We start from the raw sequence: 15,532 nt of genomic DNA, 5'->3' as shown, positions 1-15,532 counted from the left end.
TGTGTTCAGGGCTCAGGCAGCGCCGGATTCTTCAGCGGTCTCCGACGTGGCTTCGTCGGGATAGCCGTCGAGCATGATCGTGGCGACCGCGCCCAACGCTTCCTCCCACGCCGAGGTCATCGCCGGCGTCCACGACTCACCGCCGATCTCACCCATGGCGGCGATCATGCATTCGGCGACCGCGCTGTACATCGGCCTGGTGACGCCGAGGCTCGCATGCCGCTTGCCGAGGGCGTGCAGGTTGGTCGTCAGCCACGCCGCGTCCTCGAGATGGTCGAGGACCGAGACGACGGCGGTGCGCAGCATCTCAGCCTGGACGCGGGTGTCCCGCTGGAACATCGGCTTCACGCCGGGATAGCGCTCGAAGAGGATCTCGTAGAACCGGACGGTGAGACCGGAATCGGGTAGATCGACGAGGGTCAGGCTTTCTTCCAAGAGTTGCTTGTCCATGCACAGACCCTGCCGCTGCGGCGTTGCGTCCGGAATGTCGTGCCGCAAGAGCTGCGTAACGGTGATCTCACAAGCACCTTGGGTGCGTGTGAGATGGACGCCGGGCGGTCGCCTCGGTCGACCGGATTGTTCTGCGAGTCCACCTCGTCACCGAGCAGCCAGAAGAGAATGAGCCAAGAAGAAAGACAAACCCACCCCTCTTCGTCCGCATTGCGTAACGCCTGTGACTGTTGATCACCAGAGACGACGATGCAGTTAACGAATGTGAAAGATATTGCAACTCCGCGTTTCTGACGTTCCGAACGGCTGTGGAGAAACCTGGTACCCGAACGTATGTTTGAGTACATTGGGGTCATGGCAAAGCTCGACTCCCTCCTCGACCAGCTCATCGCGATCACCCCTCCGGTTGACGACCCCTCTGGGAGAGCAACATTCGAAGAAATCGATTCATTGCGACAGATGCGCAACGTCGTCGACCACAAGATCGTCTGTCACACAGCGCAACTCGGACAGAGTCAGTTGGCGGAAAGATCCGGTTCCACCACCAAGCGACTGCTGATCGAGATGGGATTCCCACCATCCGCAGCTTCCCGGCTCATGCGCATCCTCGCTGGCCTGTACGGCCTCGGCAAGGTGGTCGGACACGCTGCGGATGGGCGACTGTCGGTCGAGGTCGTCGACGCCGTCGTCAGCGGGGTCGCACTCATCGAGAAACGCTCGCCTGACGACCTCTCCGACGGTGATCGGGCCGAATTCGAGTCCCAGCTCGTCAGCCAAGCCCTCTCGGGAGCGACGCCCGCCGAGGTCCAGACCTTCGCCCGGCGGATCGGCAACGACGTCGCCGAGTCAGTGGACACGGGCGTTCCCGCACCCGACGATCGCTCATTGAACACGCTCAATCACAGCGTGACGGATGACGCTCGGATCGACATCCGCGCCAATGTCACGCAGGTGATCGGTGAGAAGTTCGCAGCGATGATCGACGAGCGTGCGGCACCTCGCCCAGAGCCGGACGGCGCGGACGATCGACGATCGGCCGAACAACGCCGGGCCGACGCTTTCGAACTACTACTGGACCAGGCAGCTCTCGGCGCGTCCGTCGACAGCGCGGGGTCGCCACGCACCCAGATCGTGCTGACGATCCCGGCGAACGGTGAGGATCCCGCCGCGCTGCCGTGGACAGGCTCGGTCACACACTCGACCGCGCGACAAGTGTCATGCGACGGCTCGGTGTCCGAGATCGTCATCGACGCCGAGACCGTGCCACTGCAGATGGGCCGAGACCAGCGACTGTTCCCAGCGCATCTGCGACGAGCGATCATCATCCGCGATGAGTTCTGCATCAAATGCGGTGCACCGCCGTCTCATACGCAGGTGCACCACGTCGAGCACTGGAGTGACGGCGGAAACACCGATCTCGACAATGGCTGCCTGCTGTGTCAGCGCTGCCATACCCAGGTTCATCACCACGGATGGGACGTCGTCATGGGATTCGATCGACACCCGTGGCTCGTCCCGCCCGTCGAGATCGACCCACAGCGTCGGCCCTGCCCCGCCTACAACCGCCGCACCATGCGCCTCGACGACGCCGCATGACGCCAGCTTTCGCGTAGCACCTTCTCGCACCCGGCATACGAGCACAGAGCCGGGACCGCATTCGATCTTTGACAAGTACACAGTGTGAACACTGCGAGCCCACGGGCTCCGTCCTGCCCGGCAGTTGCGCTGGGCAGGACGGAACGCCGGGCAATCAGGCTCCGACGTACTCGGCCAGATGCTGTCCGGTCAGGGTGGATCGATCGGCGACGATGTCCGCCGGAGTCCCCTCGAAAACGATCTGACCGCCGTCGTGGCCGGCACCGGGGCCCAGATCGATGATCCAGTCCGCGTGCGCCATCACCGCCTGGTGATGCTCGATGACGATCACCGACTTACCCGAGTCGACGAGCCGGTCGAGCAGCCCGAGGAGCTGTTCGACGTCGGCGAGGTGCAGGCCGGTTGTCGGCTCGTCGAGGATGTAGACGTCCCCCTTCTCCCCCATGTGCGTCGCCAGCTTCAGACGCTGGCGTTCGCCGCCGGACAGGGTCGTCAGCGGCTGACCGACCTTGATGTAGCCGAGTCCGACATCGACCATGCGACGCAGGATCTTGTGCGCTGCAATCAGTTTGGCGTCACCATCGGCGAAGAATTCCTCGGCCTGCGCCACCGACATCTCGAGGACCTCACTGATGTTGCGGCCGCCGAGGGTGTATTCGAGGACCTCGGCCTGGAAACGCCTGCCCTCGCACACCTCACACGGGGCCGCGACGCCGGCCATCATGGCGAGGTCGGAGTACACGACACCCGCGCCGTTGCAGTTCGGGCAGGCGCCCTCCGAATTGGCGCTGAACAGAGCCGGTTTGACGCCGTTGGCCTTGGCGAACGCCTTGCGGATCGGTTCGAGCAGTCCGGTGTAGGTGGCCGGGTTGGAGCGTCGCGAACCCTTGATCGCCGTCTGATCGATCGAGACCACGCCGTCGGCGCCGGCGACCGACGAGGTGATCAGCGAACTCTTGCCCGACCCCGCGACGCCGGTCAGCACGACCAGGACACCGAGCGGGATGTCGACGTCGACGTTCTGCAGGTTGTGCATGTTCGCGCCGCGGATCTCGAAAGCACCGCTGGGTGTGCGGACGTCGGGTTTGACCGACGCGCGGTCGTCGAGGTGACGGCCGGTCAGGGTGTCGGCGGCGCGGAGTTCTTCGACCGTGCCCTCGAAGACGATCTCGCCGCCGTCGGTGCCGGCTCGCGGACCGAGGTCGACGACGCGGTCGGCGATGGCGATGACCTCGGGCTTGTGCTCGACGACGAGCACCGTGTTGCCCTTGTCGCGTAGGGCCCGGAGGAGGTCGTTCATGCGCGCGATGTCATGAGGGTGCAATCCGATCGACGGCTCGTCGAAGACGTAGGTGACGTCGGTGAGTGACGATCCGAGGTGACGGATCAGCTTGGTGCGCTGGGCTTCACCGCCCGACAGCGTTCCCGCCGGGCGGTCGAGGGACAGATAGCCCAGGCCGATGTCCACGAATGCGTCGAGATGTTCGCGGAGCGACTTGATCAGGGGCGCCGCCGACGGTTCGTCGAGTTCGGCGACCCATTGCGCCAGATCGCTGATCTGCATCGAGCAGGCGTCGGCGATGGAGATGCCATTGATCTTCGACGACCGGGCCTCGGCGGTGAGTCGGGTGCCCTCACAGTCCGGGCAGGTCTGGAAGGTGATGGCGCGGTCGACGAAGGCGCGGATGTGCGGCTGCATCGCCTCGCGGTCCTTGCTCAGCATCGACTTCTGGATCTTGGGGATCAGACCCTCGAAGGTGACGTTGATGCCGTCGACCTTGATTCGCGTCGGTTCCTTGTAAAGCAGGTCGTTGAGCTGCTTCTTGGTGTACTTGGCGATCGGCTTGTCGGGGTCGAAGTAGCCGCAGCCCCGGTAGATCCGCCCGTACCAGCCGTCCATCGTGTAACCGGGGATCGTCAGGGCGCCCTCGTTGAGTGATTTCGACGAGTCGTAGAGCGCGGTCAGGTCGAAGTCGGAGACATCGCCGCGGCCCTCACAGCGCGGACACATGCCGCCGGTGACCGAGAAGCTGCGGCGCTCCTTGACCTTCTGGCCGCCCTTCTCGACGGTGACCGCACCCGCGCCGCTGATCGACGCGACGTTGAACGAGAACGCCTGCGGCGAACCGATATGCGGTTTCCCCAAGCGGCTGAACAGGATTCGCAGCATCGCGTTCGCGTCGGTAGCGGTGCCGACCGTCGACCGCACGTTCGCGCCCATGCGTTCCTGGTCGACGATGATCGCCGTGGTGAGTCCTTCGAGGACGTCGACATCGGGCCGGGCCATCGACGGCATGAAGCCCTGCACGAAGGCGCTGTACGTCTCATTGATCAGACGCTGCGATTCGGCGGCGATCGTGCTGAAGACCAGAGAGCTCTTACCGGACCCCGACACACCCGTGAACACGGTCAGCCGCCGTTTGAGCAGCTCGACGTCGACGTTCTTGAGGTTGTTCTCGCGGGCCCCGTGCACCCGGATGCGGTCGTGGGTGTCGGCAGGATGGGTGTCGTACTCGTCGACCGGGGCGGATCGGGGCGTCGACTTCGTGCGCGAGGCAGGGCTCATCGTGTCTCCATCGCGGCGGCGCGTCTCGGTGCGCAGCCATCGTCGTGGTCGGGCAGGATTTCCGTTGGCGTACTGGTCTGACTCGATCCAACCAGGAGAGTCATCGGCGATTCGGCAACTCCCCCGGCGAGCGCTTCACGTGGCGGCAATCGACCGGCGCCGCACACCTTTCAGGCCGCCTGGTCGATACGGATCAGGTTGCCGGAAGGGTCCCGCACCGCGGCGTCGCGGACGCCGTAGGGCTGGTCCATCGGCTCCTGCACGATGTCGACGCCACTGGCCTGCAGCTTCTCGAACAGTCCGTCGAGGTCCTCGGTGGCGAGGGTGAGCGCGCCGTAGCTGCCCTTGGCGACCAACTCGAGGATGGTCTGCCGTTCGGCGTCCGTGATGCCCGGTTCGGCGGCCGGCGGGTACAGCACGATCGACGTGCCCGGCTGATTCGGCGGGCCGACCGTCAGCCAACGCATGCCCTCGTATCCGACGTCCTTGCGGACCTCGAAGCCGAGGATGTCGCGGTAGAAGCCGAGAGCTGCTTCGCCATCGGTGTGTGGGAGGAATGCGTACTGGATGCTGATGTTCATGGATGTCAGGCTAGGCATCCTCACCCCCGCTGCGCTTCTCGATTCCTGATCGGTCTGGTGATGTTCTTGGCCATGCACGCAGGGATTCCGTCGGTGGCATCGGCGGACTGCTCGCGATACACCGTCGGCGGTACCCCGACGAGCTCGGTGAACCGTGTGCTGAACGTCCCGAGGGACGAACAGCCGACCTCGAAACACACCTCGGTGACGCTGAGATCGCCCCGGCGCAGCAGCGTCATCGCCCGCTCGATGCGGCGGGTCATCAGGTAGGAGTACGGCGACTCACCATAGGTCTGACGGAACTGACGGCTCAGATGCCCGGCCGACATGTTGACGCCCCGCGCCAGCGCCTCGACGTCGAGCGGCTGCGCGTACTCACGGTCGATCCGGTCACGGACCTGTCGGAGCAGGGTCAGGTCACGTAACTGCTGGTCGGAATCGGATCGGGGCACCCGTCGATCGTAGATCGTCAACCGGCGCGCGGGACCCACTCAGCCGCGCAGAACTGCGGCGATGTCGGCGCTGAGCTCCTGGAGCCGTTCGGCGGCGCGGACGTGCGGGACCTCGGTGTCCGCACAATCGAGGACGACCTCGAGGTAGCACTTCAGCTTCGGTTCGGTCCCCGACGGCCGCACGATGACCCGGTCGTCGGTGGCCGTGCGGAGGACGAGTGCATCGGTGGGCGGAAGGTCGCCGGAACCCGTGGCGAGGTCGAGGACCTCGACGACCTGGGAGCCGGCGAGTGCGTCGATCGTCGTGGTGCGTAACCGGTCCATCATCTGTCCGATCTCGGCGACGTCGTCGACGCGAATCGTCAGCGGGGCGGTCGCGTGCAGGCCGTGGCGGCGTGCAAGGTCGTCGAGGAGGTCGACGAGCGTGCGTCCGGCGGCGGCGAGTTCTTCGACGAGACCGATGACCCGGACCATCGCGGAGATCCCGTCCTTGTCCCGCACAGAGTCCGGATCGGTGCAGTACCCGATGGCCTCCTCGTAGCCGAACCGTAGATCCGGTGTCCGGGCAATCCATTTGAAGCCGGTGAGGGTCGCGGCGAACCGAAGTCCGTGATGGGCGGCGATCTTCCCCAGCAGCCGGCTCGACACGATCGAGCAGGCGAGCGTGTTCCCGTTGCGACCGGCGTCGCGGGCGGCCTGTTCGCCCAGCAGCCAACCGATCTCGTCGCCGGTGAGCTGCCGCCAGCCGCTGTCGGTGGGGGTGGCGACCGAGCAGCGGTCGGCGTCCGGATCGAGGGCGATCACCACATGTGCGTCGACGTGGCGGGCGAGATCGAGAGCACGGTCGAGGGCTCCGGGTTCTTCCGGGTTCGGGAAGGGGATGGTCGGGAAATCGGGGTCGGGAGAGAACTGGTCGTCGACGACGTGGACGTCGGTGACGCCTGCAGCGCTCAGCACGGCGAGTGCCGTCGAACCGCCGACGCCGTGCATCGGGGTCAGGACGACGCGCACCGGGCTGGGGCCGGTGCCGGGCCGGAGTGCGGCGGCCCGGTCGATGTACGCCTCGAGAGTCGTACCGTCGAGGGCGACGACCGAGGCGGCGTCGCGGGTGATCTCGTCAGCCGGCGGCGCGGAGTCGATGAAGGCGGCGATCTGCTCGTCGGCGGGCGGGACGATCTGGACGCCACGACCGGCAGAGTCGGTGGCGCGGCCACCGAGGTACACCTTGTAGCCATTGTCGGCAGGCGGATTGTGCGACGCGGTGATCATCACCCCGGCATCGCAGTCGAGCGCGCGGGTGGCGTACGCGGTCACCGGCGTCGGTAGCCGACGAGGGAGCGTCATCACGGTGACGCCCTGTGCGGCAAGGACTTCGGCGGCGGCGTCAAGGAAAGCATCGGAACCGTACCGGGCATCGCAACCGATGACGGCGCGCGCATCGGGCCCGACGGTCTCGATGAGGTGGCGGCCGAGGCCGTACGTGGCGCGGGTGACCACCGCGACGTTCATGCGGGTCTCCCCCGCCCCGACCTCGCCTCGCAGCCCTGCGGTACCGAAGGTCAGCGGGCCGCGGAATCGGGAGTCGAGATCGGCGGCGGCCGCGGCGTCTCCGGATTCGGCTGCCTCGATGAGGCCGGCGAGTTCGGCGCGGGTCGCCGGATCCGGGTCGTGGTCTCGCCAGGTACGCGCGGTCTCGATCACCCGCGCGACGCTATCAGTCAGCGGATCCGGCGGTGACATTCGACGCGGTCGCCGAGAGCGACCTTCGCTCCCCGGAGGATCTGAGTGTCCATCCCCACGAGCGTGATCTTCTCGGTCGGCACCGGCCGGGTTCGGGGATGGCCACCGATCGTCGCCCGCGGCCCCACCCGGACCCGTTCGTCGAGGATCGACCACGACACGGACGCCCCGGTGCCGATCACGGAGTCCGCGAAGACAACCGAGTCGACGACGGTGGCCCCCTTCTCCACCACCACGCCCGGTCCGAGGACGCTGCGTCGCACGGTTCCGCACACGTGGGCGCCGCTGCTGACGAGGCTGTCCTCGACGACCGCCCCGGTTTCTATCCGGGCCGCGGCGCGCTGCGGCTGGTTCGTCAGGACCGGTCGCTCGGCGCGGAAGACGTCGATCCTGCCGTCGATCAGATCCCGATGTGCCTGCAGGTAGGTCTCCGGCCGGCCGGCGTCGATCCAGTACCCCGACATCGCGTGCGCAACCGTCTTTCCGCGGTCGACGAACCACGGCACGAGGTGTTCGCCGAAGTCGCCGAGCCCGGTGTCGTCCTCGGCCGAACCCACCGTCGTCTCGCGCACCAGGCCTTCGAGTCCTTCGATGAGCACCTGCGGGTCGTAGATGAAGATCTCGGTGGCGATCGTGCGGGTCGTCGCACGGTCGGGCTTGTAGCGGAACTCGCGGACGGTGCCGTCGCGGCGGGAGGTGACCGTGGCGTGCTGGGACGCCTCCTCCAGCGAACAGGTCGTGGTGACGATGGTGCATTCGGCGCCGCGGCTGCGGTGGGTGTCGAGGGCGTCGCGGAAGTCGAAATCGTAGACGTGGTCGGCGCTCATGACGATCACCTCGGCCGGTCCGTGTTCGGCAATGCGGTCGCGGATCCGGTAGAGAAGGTCGGCGTTGCCGGTGGCGAAGCCGTCCTCGGTCTCCGGGGCGTCGGTCTGCTCGGGAATGACGATCCGCAGTCCGCCGCTCGTGCGGTCGAGGTCCCAGGGGCGCCCGCCGGCGACCAGTTGGGTCAGCGTCTCCGCCTCGTACTGGACGCACAGCCAGACGTCGTCGACGTGACTGTGGTGCAGGTTCGACAGCGGGAAGTCGATGAGTTGATAGTTCCCCGCGAACGGCAGGGCCGGTTTGGCCCGTCGATCGGTCAACACCTCCATCCGGGAACCACGCCCACCGGCCTGCACGATCGCGAGAACATCAGAGTGCCGCATCAGCCCAGTGTGCCCGAGACCTCGATCTGTACCGGGATGATCGGATGGGCGAGGAGAAGGGAGAACCCGGTGGAACGGACCGATTGCCTGGTGGTGGGCGGCGGCATCGTGGGTCTGGCCGTGGCTCATGCGCTGGCTTCGACCGGGCGCGAGGTGATCGTCGTCGAGGCGGCCGACTCGGTCGGTACGCAGACGACCTCGCGGAGTTCGGAGGTCATCCACGCAGGGATCTACTATCCCGAGGGCAGTCTGAAGGCGCGGTTGTGCGTGCGGGGTCGTGAACTCCTCACCCGGTACTGCGACGAGCACGGCGTCTCCTGGCGTCGCCCGGGCAAGCTGATCGTGGCCACCGACGACGCCCAGACCGACCGGCTCGACGTACTGCTCCGGCACGGACTGACGAACGGTGTCGCCGATCTGCGACGGATCGACGGTGCCGAACTGCACGAACTGGAACCAGATGTGCACGGTGTGGCCGCGCTGCTGTCGCCGTCGACCGGGATCGTCGACGTCGACGGCACGGTCCGGGCTCTGCGACGGGACCTCGAGTCCGCAGGCGGCGCAGTGGCGTTGCGCAGCAGGGTGATCGGCGGGCACGTCGACAGCGGCGGAGTCACCGTCGACACTGCGGAGGCCGGCTCGGCGTCGGCGAAGATGCTCGTGAACTGCGCCGGGCTGGGTGCGTGGGACGTTGCCCGCTCCCTGGACGGGTTCGACGGTCCGATCCCGCCGCGCCACCTGGCGAAGGGCAACTATTTCGGATTGTCCGGTGCACGAGCACCATTCGAGCACCTGGTCTATCCCGTGCCGGTCGACGGCGGACTGGGCGTGCACTTCACCATGGACCTCGCCGGTGCGGCGCGCTTCGGCCCGGACGTGGAGTGGGTTGACGGCGAGCAGCTCGACTACTCGGTCGACGAGACACGCCTGGCCGGGTTCGAGGAGTCGATCCGCCGCTACTGGCCCGGATTGCCCTCGGGCACACTGACTCCCGCATACGCAGGAATCCGACCCAAGACCAGCGGCCCCGGCGAGGCGACCGCGGACTTCACCATCCACGGGCCGGCCACACACGGGCACGCCGGGCTGGTCAACCTGTTCGGCATCGAGTCGCCAGGCATCACCTCGTGCCTGGCGATCGGCGAGTACGTCGTCGGGGTCCTCGGTCTCTGAGCCTGGATCCACCGATGATGTGAGGGATTGAGCGTGTCGTAGAACGCGAGAGCCCCTGGTGGGCTGGAGAATTGGAGTTACCACAACAACAATTCCGGCCCAAACAGGAGCATCTCGCAGATGAAAGCATCTCACACTCTCACCCCAGTTTTCGATGACCCGAACCTGGTGTCGGCGGCGGGTCTGGTCCCGGTGATGCGCCTGGCCGAGACCGCCGGCCTCCACCAGCTCTGCGAGCGGCACCTGAGCGTGGAGTGCCCCAACCCGGTCCTCAAGTCGACCAGCATCGTGGCCGGCGTGCTCGCCGGCGCCGACAGCATCGACGACCTCGACCTGCTCCGCCACGGCGCGATGAACCGGCTCTTCGCCGGGATACGGGCACCCTCGACCTTGGGCACCTACCTGCGCTCGTTCACTCACGGCCATGTCCAGCAACTCGACGCCGTGGCCACCCGGCTCCTGGCCGGCCTGACCGCAACCGTTCCGGCGCTCCTCGGTGAGGCCGGTGAGCTGGCATTTCTGGATATCGACGACACCATCCGCGAAGTCCACGGCTACGCCAAACAGGCGGCTGCGTTCGGCTACTCCAAGGTCCGTGGCCTCAACGCCCAGCTCGCCGTACTGTCGACCCCGACGACGGCACCGGTGATCGCCCGGGCCCGGCTCCGCCGCGGCAACGTCGCTTCCCACACCGGCTCCGGCCGCCTGCTCACCCTGGCGGCCAACACCGCCCGCGCCGCCGGAGTGACCGGACAGATCCTGGCCCGCGCGGATTCGGCCTACTACTGCCACGCCTTCATCGCCGCCGCCATCCGGGCCGGCATCTGGTTCTCGGTCACCGCCCGCCACAACCCACAGATCACCGCGGCGATCGCCGCCATCGACGAGGCGGCATGGACCCCGATCGAGTACACCAACGCCGTCTACGACGAGGCCGAGCAGCGCTGGATTTCCGATGCCGAAGTCGCCGAAACCCCGGTCACGATCTTCACCTCACGCCGCAAACGCGACCACGTGACCTGCCGGTTGATCGTGCGGCGCGTCAAACGCCTCAACCCGGCCAGCGCCGATGGCCAAGACGAGTTGTTCACCACCTACCGTCACCACGGGTTCATCACCAACTCGACCCTGCCGATGATCGACGCCGACGCCCATCACCGCGATCACGCCATCGTCGAGCAGGTCATCGCCGAACTGAAGAACGGGCCGCTGGCGCATCTGCCCTCAGGGAAATACGCGGCCAACGCCGCCTGGCTCGCCCATGCCGTCATCGCCTTCAACCTCGCCCGCGCTGCCGGCGCCGCGGCCTCACCCCGACATGCCCGTGCCCGCTGGGCCACCATCGGCACCCACCTGATCAACATCCCCGCCCGCATCGCCTCCTCCGCACGACGACTGACCCTGCACCTGCCCACCGACTGGCCCTGGGCCTCGGCCTGGCAAGCCCTGTTCACCTCCGCGACCAGCCCACCAGCGACCGCTAACTGACCACCGGCCCCAGCGGCCCCGACCAAGGACCCCAGTGAAAAAGCCGGGCAGACCGGCGATACCGTCACGCCTACATCCGCCTTCCCGACCCTCACCCCGATGGGAGCGCAGCCGCATATGCGGTCGGTGGATCAAGGCTGAGCCGAACCGCTCATCATCTCTGTACCGGCTCACGATTTCCGCGTGAGCGGGAACGGAGATCGTGAGCGACCCGTGAGCGGAGCTACTTGGCGGCGTATTGGTAAGCGGCGCTCTGCTTCTCGCGATTCTTCATGGCCTGGATCGCGTCGTGGTGGCGACGGGCGTGGTAGGCCAGCGGGAAGTAGGTCGCACGCTCGGGCAGGGTGCGGTAGGCGAACCGCAGGCGACGGTGGATCTTCTCGAGGTGGCGCTGCTCCTCGTTGGTCCACGTCAGCCCGAGGATCTCGCGCACGCGCGGATCCATGACGCCGACGGTCGTGAGGTAGTTGAAATCCTGGAACGGGACCGACGCGGTGGCGGCTACCTTCTTGACGGCCGGGCGCAGCGCCTTGGGAACGGTCTTCGGCACCGGCGGGGCGGCACGCATCTGCTCGATGAGTTCGATCGCCACCGGGTGACGGACCAGCTTGTTCTCGACGAAGTCGTCGAAGTACTCCTCGAACTCCTCGAGGGTCTCCGGGTAGCCCTTCATCGGGACCTGGACGATCTTCGCGATGCGACGGTTGTCGCGGAGTAGTTCCGTGCGCTCCTCGAGTGTGAACTCACGGCCGAGGACGAGCGGCGCGGCCGTGGTCATCGTCGGGAATGCGGTCGCGATGACCCACGCGTAGGCCTCCGGGTTGAGCGCACTGATGTGCTTGCCCTCGGCGTTGCGCATCTGCAGCGGCTGGTGCAGCTTCCGCAGGCGGTGCCCCTCGGCGATGGCTTCCTGACCGCCGTAGGTCCAGCGCAGCACCGAGTCGGCGGACCGGATCGCCCGCCCGACCGGGTCCGTGCGGAACACCGAGTACTTGTCGACGACATCGCCGATCACCGGATGCATCACCTGCATCACGAACGCGGCACCGTTGATCGGCAGGAACGTGTAGAGCCCGGTGAGCTGCGAAGTCAGCGAATCCGGCGGGATCAGCTCGATCTCGTCGTCACGGTGGTTGATCAGGCGATCGGTGTCCTCGAGTGCGGCGGTCGTCGGTTCGTCGTGTACCGCGGTCATGGTGCCCCCAACGTCGTTTTCGACAGCGTGTCTTTCGACAACATTCGTAGTCAGATTAGCGCAGGGGGCGCCGAAAACCCAGGTTTCGGCACTCAAGCAGGACCGATGATGACCGTGCGGGTGCCGAGGGCGCGTTCTCGGACGGTGAAGATGCGGGTGCCTTTCTTGCGGCCCGTACGGATCTCACTGAGTGCCAAACCCGCAGACGACAGACGCGCGTGGGTCACCTCGACGTCGGTGGACCGCCAGGCGACACCCCACAGCGAGGTCGCAGCGGGGGTCGGCGGCTCGGTCGAGGTCGCGGCGGTGACGACCTCGACGATGAGGTCAGCGGCGCGGAAGAACAGCTGCCGGGCGTTGTCGCCGATCGGCTGGTCGAGCCGGAAGTCCAGGCCGAACACGCCGCCGAACAGCGCGACCGCCCGATCGCGGTTGTCGCAGGTGAAGACGAGGTGGTCCATCCCCGTCACGTCCCCGGCATGTGTCGACTCCCCCACGGCCTCACGGGCGGCGACACCGAGCGGGGCCGTCTCGCCGAACACCCCGAGCGTCGACTCGACCACGGGGAAGCCGCGTCGGACCAGCAGCCGGTGCATCGCCGGGAGGTCGTCGGCCGTGAAATACACCCGGTGATCGGCTTCGGCATCAGCATCCCCGGCGGGTGCCTGACGCAACCGGAGCTCGGTGTTCCCGAGAACCACTGCCGGCGAATCGGCATCGGGCGTACCGGAGAGACCGAGAAGGCTCGCGTGAGTACGGGCGGCGAGTGCGGGGTCGGCGCAGGCGAGTTCGACGATCGCGGTCGGGAACGGGTTCGGCGGGATCACCGCTTCTTCTTACCCTTCCGCCTACGGGGTCCCGGCGGGGTGGGTCGGTACGTCAGCCGCGCCGAGCTGGTGATGTGCCAGGCACCGCACATGCACTCGTAGTAGCGGAGTGACAGGGTGCCCAGCGCTCGCCGCTTGATGCGGTCGATGCCGTCGAGCGCATCGGCCGGCGACGAGAAGGGAAGCTTGTCCGGTGTCGGACACTCGGCTGTCTCGATCCGACGCTCCGCTCGCGCCGCGGGGCGCCGGTGCATCAGCTCGTGGAAAGCCGTCCGCGCCTCGATCTCGCGGTAGAACGATTCGAGATCGTCGTCGGAGAAGGGCACGGATCGATTATCCCCTCACCGCGGATCGTCGGCAGAACCGCGCCCGGCGCGTGACTAGCGGGCCATCCACAGACGACGGCGGATGACCTCACGCATACGGCGTAGCTCGGCGGCGCTCAGGGCCTCCGGCGGATCGGCGTCGACGATCCGGTTGAGCTCGGTGAAGAAATCTCGATCAGACAGCCCGAATTCCTCGATGATCTGCTTCGACGACCCACCGCCCAGCGGGTACCAGTACTTCTCGAACTGGATCATCTGCTGCTGCCTGTCGTTCATTCCACCTCCAACTGCGTGCTGTTTGCGAAGTAGTGCCGGGGCACCTCGCCCCGGTCGCGCAATCCCGGGGATCGTGCGTGACGCACGTCACCGACGGAGTCCTTTGTACACCTGTCGACCGACAGTCGGGAGTAAGTGACCCAGGGTGATTCGAATGTGTCTCAGAACGTTCACCGGAAGGTCATGAATTCCCGTCGAACGCTTCCGATCGGGGCATCAGGCGTTCACCGAAGACGGGGTTTTCGGGCGTCGTGAGTCGCGTCGATTCGCCCGGATGCTGCTCGCGAGCGAGGCACCGATGAACGCCACTCCGACGAGGCCGGTGACGATCTCGTCGATATGGAATTCCACGCCCAGAAGGAGGATGACGGCGAGCGCGCCGATCGCCCAGTGCGCTCCGTGCTCGAGATACCGGTACTCCCCCAGCGTGCCTGTACGCACGAGGTAGATCGTGATGGACCGGACGAACATCGCGCCGATGAAACCGAGGCCGAGCGCGATGATGATCGGGTCAGAGGTGATCGCGAACGCGCCGATCACGCCGTCGAAGGAGAAGGACGCGTCGAGCACCTCGAGGTAGAGGAAGAGGAAGAACGCGGCCTTGCCGGTCGCCCTGGTCGCTCGGGTCGGACCCGGCTCGTCGTGTTCCGGACCGTCGGACATGAACAGCGAACTGAGTCCGTCGACGGTGATGTAGGTGACCATGCCGAGGATCCCGGCGATCAGGACGGTGGCCCTGATGTCGTCGGACGCGAGGTACTCCGCGCAGAGCACGAGGCCGGTCGACGCGAGCACGACCGGTAGCTGGTCGAGCTTGCCGATCTTGGCCAGTGGGCGCTCGAGCCACGTCAGCCAGGTGCGCTCCCGCTCGGTCAGCACGAAGTTCAGGAACAGCAGCAACAGGAACATGCCACCGAACGCGGCGATCTGCGGATGCGCCTCGGTGAGGATCGTCTCGTAGCTGGGTTGGCCGTCGGCGAAGTGGGTCTGCCCCTCCGGCGGTGGGTTGGTGGCCAACCGCAGCGCCTCGGCCGGATTCAGGCCGCCGGTGATCCAGACGATCAACAGCGGGAACAGCAGACGCATCCCGAAGACCGCGATGAGCACGCCCACGGTCAGGAACATGCGCTGCCAGAACTCCGACATCCGCTCGAGGATGGTCGCGTTGATGACGGCGTTGTCGAACGACAGCGACACCTCGAGCACGCCGAGGATGGCGCACAGCGCGAGCCCGGTCCAGCCGAGGTAGAGATAGGCGACGATCAGCGCCGCCACCGAGACGACGGCGGACAGGCCGAAGATGCGCGTGATCACCGCAGCTTCTCGGCTTCCTTCGCGAGTTCGAGCAGGGTGTCGGTCAGCTCTGCCAGGACATCGTGGTCGGCGCGTTCGGCGACCGCGGTGCCGAGGTCCTCCGCGGCGCAGCGAAGGGCGAACATCCGGTCCCCGAAGTCCGCGGCCTCGGCCGCGGACAGGATCACGGCGTCGGCGGGAATGGACGTGCCCTCGAGGAGCGTTCTCTGCTCATAGGCGCGCTGCCTGCACGAACGCTTGCAATACTTGCGGCGCCGGCCGAGTTCGGAGTCGACCATCATCGAGCCGCACCAGGCACAGTTGTACGGGCGGCGCCGGTGATGGGAGACCTGTTCCACAT

General features: G+C 66.7%; 15 protein-coding genes. 3 read left to right on the top strand and 12 right to left on the bottom strand.

Translation table 11 applies throughout. The annotated features are described in order from the left end of the window. Nucleotides 1-12: 12 nt before the first annotated feature. On the bottom strand, nt 13-450 hold the full coding sequence (locus C5O27_RS15245) for a globin domain-containing protein (RefSeq protein ID WP_035751621.1): 438 nt from the start codon (nt 448-450) through the stop codon (nt 13-15). A 333-nt stretch (nt 451-783) separates the two neighbouring features. Between C5O27_RS15245 and C5O27_RS15240 the strand changes: the two genes are divergently transcribed. Beyond that, entirely contained in the window at nt 784-2,046 is a 1,263-nt protein-coding gene (locus C5O27_RS15240) for an HNH endonuclease (protein ID WP_052362772.1), read from the top strand. Nucleotides 2,047-2,200: 154 nt separating this feature from the next. Here the strand turns inward: C5O27_RS15240 and C5O27_RS15235 are convergent, their stop codons facing one another. The 5 genes from C5O27_RS15235 to C5O27_RS15215 all read right to left on the bottom strand — a co-directional run bounded on the left by C5O27_RS15235 (nt 2,201) and on the right by C5O27_RS15215 (nt 8,593). Then, complete coding sequence (locus C5O27_RS15235; protein WP_127963052.1) at nt 2,201-4,612, bottom strand: ATP-binding cassette domain-containing protein; 2,412 nt, start codon at nt 4,610-4,612, stop codon at nt 2,201-2,203. Between the two features lie 170 nt (nt 4,613-4,782). Further along, nucleotides 4,783-5,193, bottom strand: a complete 411-nt coding sequence (locus tag C5O27_RS15230; RefSeq protein WP_164905322.1) for a VOC family protein — start codon at nt 5,191-5,193, stop codon at nt 4,783-4,785. Between the two features lie 20 nt (nt 5,194-5,213). Then, on the bottom strand, nt 5,214-5,645 hold the full coding sequence (locus tag C5O27_RS15225) for a helix-turn-helix transcriptional regulator (protein ID WP_127963050.1): 432 nt from the start codon (nt 5,643-5,645) through the stop codon (nt 5,214-5,216). Between the two features lie 39 nt (nt 5,646-5,684). Continuing rightward, on the bottom strand, nt 5,685-7,385 hold the full coding sequence (locus C5O27_RS15220) for a phospho-sugar mutase (RefSeq protein ID WP_127963049.1): 1,701 nt from the start codon (nt 7,383-7,385) through the stop codon (nt 5,685-5,687). Then, nucleotides 7,364-8,593: a glucose-1-phosphate adenylyltransferase family protein gene (locus C5O27_RS15215; RefSeq protein ID WP_035751613.1), complete on the bottom strand. Its 1,230-nt coding sequence runs from the start codon at nt 8,591-8,593 to the stop codon at nt 7,364-7,366. Before C5O27_RS15215 ends, C5O27_RS15220 begins: the two co-directional genes overlap by 22 nt. Before the next feature lie 69 nt (nt 8,594-8,662). Here C5O27_RS15215 and C5O27_RS15210 point away from each other — a divergent pair, with 69 nt between their 5' ends. Next, complete coding sequence (locus tag C5O27_RS15210; protein WP_208651365.1) at nt 8,663-9,766, top strand: NAD(P)/FAD-dependent oxidoreductase; 1,104 nt, start codon at nt 8,663-8,665, stop codon at nt 9,764-9,766. A gap of 120 nt (nt 9,767-9,886) precedes the next feature. Next, complete coding sequence (locus C5O27_RS15205) at nt 9,887-11,254, top strand: IS1380 family transposase (RefSeq protein WP_042378977.1); 1,368 nt, start codon at nt 9,887-9,889, stop codon at nt 11,252-11,254. 223 nt (nt 11,255-11,477) lie between these two features. Here the strand turns inward: C5O27_RS15205 and C5O27_RS15200 are convergent, their stop codons facing one another. The 6 genes from C5O27_RS15200 to C5O27_RS15175 form a co-directional block, all read right to left on the bottom strand. Further along, entirely contained in the window at nt 11,478-12,449 is a 972-nt protein-coding gene (locus C5O27_RS15200) for an oxygenase MpaB family protein (protein WP_127963048.1), read from the bottom strand. Nucleotides 12,450-12,541: 92 nt separating this feature from the next. Next, the gene (locus C5O27_RS15195; RefSeq protein WP_042376276.1) at nt 12,542-13,276 is read right to left on the bottom strand and encodes a VOC family protein; all 735 of its coding nucleotides are present in this window, start codon (nt 13,274-13,276) and stop codon (nt 12,542-12,544) included. Continuing rightward, on the bottom strand, nt 13,273-13,602 hold the full coding sequence (locus tag C5O27_RS15190) for a hypothetical protein (protein ID WP_127963047.1): 330 nt from the start codon (nt 13,600-13,602) through the stop codon (nt 13,273-13,275). The genes C5O27_RS15195 and C5O27_RS15190 overlap by 4 nt, the downstream gene beginning before the upstream one ends. 54 nt (nt 13,603-13,656) lie before the next feature. Then, nucleotides 13,657-13,878: a DUF3263 domain-containing protein gene (locus tag C5O27_RS15185; protein ID WP_006360370.1), complete on the bottom strand. Its 222-nt coding sequence runs from the start codon at nt 13,876-13,878 to the stop codon at nt 13,657-13,659. Between the two features lie 216 nt (nt 13,879-14,094). Next, nucleotides 14,095-15,192: a DUF475 domain-containing protein gene (locus tag C5O27_RS15180; protein ID WP_035751608.1), complete on the bottom strand. Its 1,098-nt coding sequence runs from the start codon at nt 15,190-15,192 to the stop codon at nt 14,095-14,097. Then, complete coding sequence (locus C5O27_RS15175; protein ID WP_005199987.1) at nt 15,189-15,473, bottom strand: hypothetical protein; 285 nt, start codon at nt 15,471-15,473, stop codon at nt 15,189-15,191. Before C5O27_RS15175 ends, C5O27_RS15180 begins: the two co-directional genes overlap by 4 nt. Nucleotides 15,474-15,532: the final 59 nt, after the last annotated feature.

The sequence above is a fragment of the Gordonia alkanivorans genome (assembly GCF_004011905.1).
GTDB classification, from domain to species: domain Bacteria; phylum Actinomycetota; class Actinomycetes; order Mycobacteriales; family Mycobacteriaceae; genus Gordonia; species Gordonia alkanivorans.
This window is presented reverse-complemented; position numbering and strand designations above follow the sequence as displayed.